The organism is Anaerofustis sp. LCP19S3_F7 (assembly GCF_052119445.1).
Taxonomy (GTDB): Bacteria; Bacillota; Clostridia; order Eubacteriales; family Anaerofustaceae; genus Anaerofustis; species Anaerofustis butyriciformans.
This window is the reverse complement of record NZ_JBQKFF010000026.1, coordinates 1-4675: the sequence shown is the minus strand read 5'-3', so window position 1 is coordinate 4675 and position 4675 is coordinate 1. Positions and strand designations below refer to the sequence as shown.

General features: G+C 26.9%; 6 protein-coding genes. 5 read left to right on the top strand and 1 reads right to left on the bottom strand.

Going from position 1 to position 4675, the window contains the following annotated elements; genetic code table 11:
• Positions 1-939 precede the first annotated feature (939 nt).
• The 4 genes from ACTQYZ_RS10020 (at position 940) to ACTQYZ_RS10005 (ending at position 2641) form a co-directional block, all read left to right on the top strand.
• Positions 940-1503: a TetR/AcrR family transcriptional regulator gene (locus tag ACTQYZ_RS10020; RefSeq protein WP_441416543.1), complete on the top strand. Its 564-nt coding sequence runs from the start codon at positions 940-942 to the stop codon at positions 1501-1503.
• Complete coding sequence (locus ACTQYZ_RS10015; RefSeq protein WP_441416542.1) at positions 1500-1910, top strand: hypothetical protein; 411 nt, start codon at positions 1500-1502, stop codon at positions 1908-1910. The genes ACTQYZ_RS10020 and ACTQYZ_RS10015 overlap by 4 nt, the downstream gene beginning before the upstream one ends.
• Before the next feature lie 15 nt (positions 1911-1925).
• Positions 1926-2258: an HsmA family protein gene (locus tag ACTQYZ_RS10010; protein WP_441416541.1), complete on the top strand. Its 333-nt coding sequence runs from the start codon at positions 1926-1928 to the stop codon at positions 2256-2258.
• A gap of 239 nt (positions 2259-2497) precedes the next feature.
• Positions 2498-2641, top strand: a complete 144-nt coding sequence (locus ACTQYZ_RS10005; protein WP_441023508.1) for a FeoB-associated Cys-rich membrane protein — start codon at positions 2498-2500, stop codon at positions 2639-2641.
• A gap of 541 nt (positions 2642-3182) precedes the next feature.
• On the opposite strand, the gene ACTQYZ_RS10000 is transcribed toward ACTQYZ_RS10005, so the two are convergent.
• A complete protein-coding gene (locus ACTQYZ_RS10000; protein ID WP_441023506.1) occupies positions 3183-3920 on the bottom strand; it encodes a TMEM164 family acyltransferase in 738 nt (245 codons plus the stop codon).
• Between the two features lie 135 nt (positions 3921-4055).
• Between ACTQYZ_RS10000 and ACTQYZ_RS09995 the strand changes: the two genes are divergently transcribed.
• Complete coding sequence (locus ACTQYZ_RS09995) at positions 4056-4595, top strand: inorganic diphosphatase (protein ID WP_441023504.1); 540 nt, start codon at positions 4056-4058, stop codon at positions 4593-4595.
• Positions 4596-4675 lie beyond the last annotated feature (80 nt).

Sequence of the window (4675 nt, the reverse complement as noted above, 5' to 3'; positions counted from 1 at the left end):
GTATTTAAAATGAAAAGTTTGTAAAAAAAACTAATAAATATATTAAGTATATTAATTCTTAAAAGTATATTAAGACTTTTTTACAAAAGGAGAAATCAATTTTTATTATGGTATAATTTGTAAAATTGTAAAAGGTGGGTTTAATATATGAAATGTCTTGATTGTGGATTAGAAATAGAAGAAGGAAGTGTAATTGCTTATAGTTTAGCCTTTGGAGTATGGAACGAGTTTATTACAAAAAAGTAAGCAGAGAAAAAAGGATTTAAAGCCATGTTTAGAAAAACCATTACAATTCCTTTAAAAATGGAAGAGCAAAAAGCCTGGCACTGTCCTAATTGTTAAAAAGGTTTTAATGTGGGTAGATTCTAAAGAGTAGTAAAATCTGCTCTTTTTTTATATAAATTGAAATGACACATAAATAATATGGAAAGGCTAAAAAATTATTTTATTATTACTGGATAAGTAATATTAAGCTTTTGAACTACATTTTTAATAATCCTATTTATAAAAGTATTTAAAAATAGATTAAAGTTAAAGAATGTTATATTTGTAATTTATTTATAAAACATATAAAGATGTTCATTAATGAAGTTTTCTATTAAAAAATCTTTATTTATTAAGCTCATATAGAGTTTATTTTGTTTAAAATTATGTTTTAACAGAAAAGTATATTAGAGTATACATGATTTATTTTAACTTTTAATTTTATTTATAATGTAATAGGTCTCAAAATTTTATTTTTTATGTTTTATTTATTATTAAAAAAATTTATTTTATGAGATATATAATTTTAGGTTAATGAATATTAAATATTTTTTTCAGATAAATAATAAAAAACATAAATGATTTTATAAACATATTCATATATAAAGCATTAACAAATTAGGAAAAATAATATAAAATCTCAAAATGAACATTGTTCATATTGGGAGGAGTAAAGTGAAAGCACGTTCTACTTCAAAGGAAGAAATAATAAAGATATCAAGAGAAATTGTTAAACAAAAGGGGATATCGGAAGTAAATATGAGGAGTGTTGCTAAAAAAAGCGGTATTTCTCTTGGATGTATTTACAATTATTTTCCTTCAAAGTCTAATCTTTTATGCTCCATTGTTGAAGATGTATTCTTTGATATATTTCATATGACGGGAAATGAATTTGAGTTTGATTCTTTTAAGGAATGTATTTCTTGGTTCTTTTCCAGAATAACTATGGCAAATGAGGAATATCCTGAATTTTTAATGCTTCATTCCTTTATTTTTGAAAGGAATGATAAAAATGACGGCAGAGAAATTATGGAAAAATATCTTTTACATATTAAAAGTAATTTAATAAAAGTAATAGAAAAAGACATTGAAATTAGAAACGATGCTTTTAATGAGAATTTAACCCCGGAAAAGTTCATTGAATATGTATTTCATCTTTTCATGTTTGAAGTAAAAAATAACAAGGATTTTAAAGCTGTTATGAAATTATCGAAAGGAGTGTATACTAAGGAAATATGAAAGTTAAAAAAGAAACTTTACTTATAATAGCTGCAATAGTGTGGTTTATTGCCGGTTTTAATATATTAAGAATAGGACTTACCAGTTATGTTGGTTATGTGAATATTTTAAATGTTTTTGTATCAATTATTGTATTTTTGGCGTTTTGGTTTATGGTCTTTTATAAGCTTACAAAAAAGCATACGAAGAGAATAAGAAGTTACAATGAAAATCAATTTTTTCTTAAATTCTTTGATGTGAAGTCATTTTGTATTATGGCTTTTATGATGAGTTTAGGTATTTCAATAAGGGCTTTTTCTCTTATGCCTAATATGTGTATAGCTGTTTTTTATACGGGACTTGGAAGTGCTTTAAGCCTTACAGGTATCTTGTTTGGACTTAATTATTATAAACTAAAAAGACAGTAACAAAGGGAGGATAATATGTCTAGTTTACTTATTTTTGCAATAATTTTTATGACTTTGGCTCTTGCTTTTTATACCATAGGTGTATTTGGAGAAAAGAAGAAAGGAATACTTTTAAAATGGCACTGTATTATTTTCTGGTTTGGGTTTATTTTTGATACGACCGGAACAACAATAATGAGCAAAATTGCAGCTCAGCCTCTTAGCTTAAATTTACACAGCATTACAGGAGGGATTGCACTTCTTCTTATGGCCTTCCATGCTTTATGGGCAAGTGCAATTTTATATAAAGGCAGTGAAAAATCAAAGAAAGTTTTCCATAAATTCAGCATTGTAGTATGGCTTATTTAGCTTATACCTTACTTTATGGGTATGTTTATGGGAATGAATATGTAATACTCAGGTATTAAATTTTTAAATACAGATACATTTTTTAAATATATACATTTTAACTAAAAGAGGATACTTTGTAAAATTAAAGTTTACGTTAGTATGCCTCTTTTTTTGTATATTAAAAAATAAAGCTTATATAAATGGGTTTACTTTATTTTTTTAAGGGGTACAATATATTTATAGAATAGGAGAAAATTATGAATTTTAATTCTTATGTTGTAGCTTTAATACTTATAATACTTTTTATTTTTGCTCTTTATAAAAGCATAAAAAACAAAGGTAAATGCAGCGGCGGGTGTGATGGGTGTATGTATAAGGATAGTTGTCATAAAAATAAATAAAAGGGGCTTTGCCCCTTAAACCCCAAATTTAAGGGGTTCTACCCCTTAAGAACCCCGCCATATTTTTGCTAAAGCCCAAAAATATGGAAAAAAGGTTTTCACTCAAGCGACGTGAAGGCTTATAACGTGGTCGGATTTTCTAAAAATCTCTACCCGAGATTTTTGAAACGACCACTACCGCTACCCTGACCTTATTATTTTTTATGTAGAGGGGTGGGACATAGGTGTGAAATGTAGGGGGTAGTGGTTTATGATGTTTTATGTAATATGGTGGGGTATGGGTGTTAAATTGAAGTTATGACTTTGTTTGAATGGTTTTATGTAGTGGGGTGTGGTATTTGTGTAAAATATGAGGTTTCATTTTTAATGCTTTTTATATAGTATGGTGGGACAGGGTAGTTAAATGTAGTTTTATAAGTTTATGTTTTTATATTAAATAGTTTGGGTGTTATGATGAAATTTAAGTTTTTATTATGTTGATATACTGTTTTATTTATTTAACTTTTAATATTATTAAAAAAAGAGTTATTCCCAAGTCTTTTTAATTTACTATATGTTCGCTTTCTTTTTCTTTATTCCATAAATACCATGGTGCGAATGCTACGAAAGCAAGGGCAATACATATAAATGTAAGTATTGCTACACTTCCAAAGTTACCCGCAAAGGCATTTAATTTTGCAGGAATATAGCACATTATTTCGTTTATGTAGTTCTTTCCGCTTACGAAAGAAAGTAGTCCGTTTAATAAAAGCACAAAGAATATAAATACACCGTAATGCACAACGGATTTTATATGTTTTATGTTGTGATAATCCACAAATGTAAAATAGATAAGTGAAAACACAACGAAGATATTACATATAAAGAACTGGTAAAATCTAAAGTGTGTATATCCATATCCTCCAAAATCGGCAAAAATAAGATTTATTATTGAAAAGAAGGATATGAAGTAAAACAAATCGTAAAAAATTTGTTTTCTTGAAAAGAACAGCAATATAGAAAGCACCATTGCAATAAATGTAAAATCAAATGGGATTGCATAAATGATGTTTTGTTCTCCGCTTATGGCATATGCCCAGACGATATATATCATCTCAAAGAAAAATGCAAAAAATGCCATAAAAATATAATACCATCTTCCTGAAAAATTTCTTCTTATTGTTCTTCTTCTAAGAAACATAAAAAGACAAATTAGAATACATACCCCTATCCATATAAAATGAAAAAGAGAAAATCTTGTAAATATGTTTGCAGTATTTTCGACGCTTAAAAAATTCATATTTTTCTCCTTAAAGTTCAAGTTGAATGTTTTAAATAATTATAACATATAATATAAAATTAAAAAAATTTTTATTGCAATTTTATTTTATTGGTATAAACTTAAATAAAAAGGGCATTTTTAGGGAGGTGCGACATGAACAAAAACACTATTTGGCATAATATCGATCCAAAAAGGATTAGTGCCGACGATTTTATCGCTTATATAGAAATTCCAAAGGGAAGTAATGTAAAATATGAACTTGATAAAGAAACAGGTCATATTATTGTTGATAGAATTTTATACACATCAACACATTATCCTGGAAATTACGGTTTTATTCCAAGAACATACGGAGATGACGGAGACCCTCTTGATGTAATAGTTCTTTGCAGCGAAAACATCTATCCTACAAGTTTAATAAGATGTTATCCTATCGGTGTACTTAATATGATTGACGGGGGAGAAAACGACGAAAAAATTATAGCTATTCCGTTTAATGATCCTACTTATAATCATTGTTCAACGGTAAATGATCTACCAAGTCATATATTTGATGAAATACAACATTTCTTCAGCGTTTACAAAACACTTGAACATAAAGAAACTACTGTTGAAAAAGTGCTTGGTGACAAAGAAGCAAAAGATGTTATAAAAAGAGCAATTGAAAATTATAAAGATAAATTTGAAAAATAAACCGTTATACGCGGTTTATTTTTTTATAAAAAATTTTATAATTAAAAATAAAATGTTATATTAATGATAACGTTTAAAGT

What these genes read in the sequence shown, in the direction of transcription:
- ACTQYZ_RS10015 (WP_441416542.1), top strand. Translation starts at nt 1,500, where the DNA reads ATGAAAGTTAAAAAAGAAACTTTACTTATAATAGCTGCAATAGTGTGG.
- ACTQYZ_RS10010 (WP_441416541.1), top strand. Translation starts at nt 1,926, where the DNA reads ATGTCTAGTTTACTTATTTTTGCAATAATTTTTATGACTTTGGCTCTT.
- ACTQYZ_RS10005 (WP_441023508.1), top strand. Translation starts at nt 2,498, where the DNA reads ATGAATTTTAATTCTTATGTTGTAGCTTTAATACTTATAATACTTTTT.
- ACTQYZ_RS10000 (WP_441023506.1), bottom strand. Translation starts at nt 3,920, where the DNA reads ATGAATTTTTTAAGCGTCGAAAATACTGCAAACATATTTACAAGATTT.
- ACTQYZ_RS09995 (WP_441023504.1), top strand. Translation starts at nt 4,056, where the DNA reads ATGAACAAAAACACTATTTGGCATAATATCGATCCAAAAAGGATTAGT.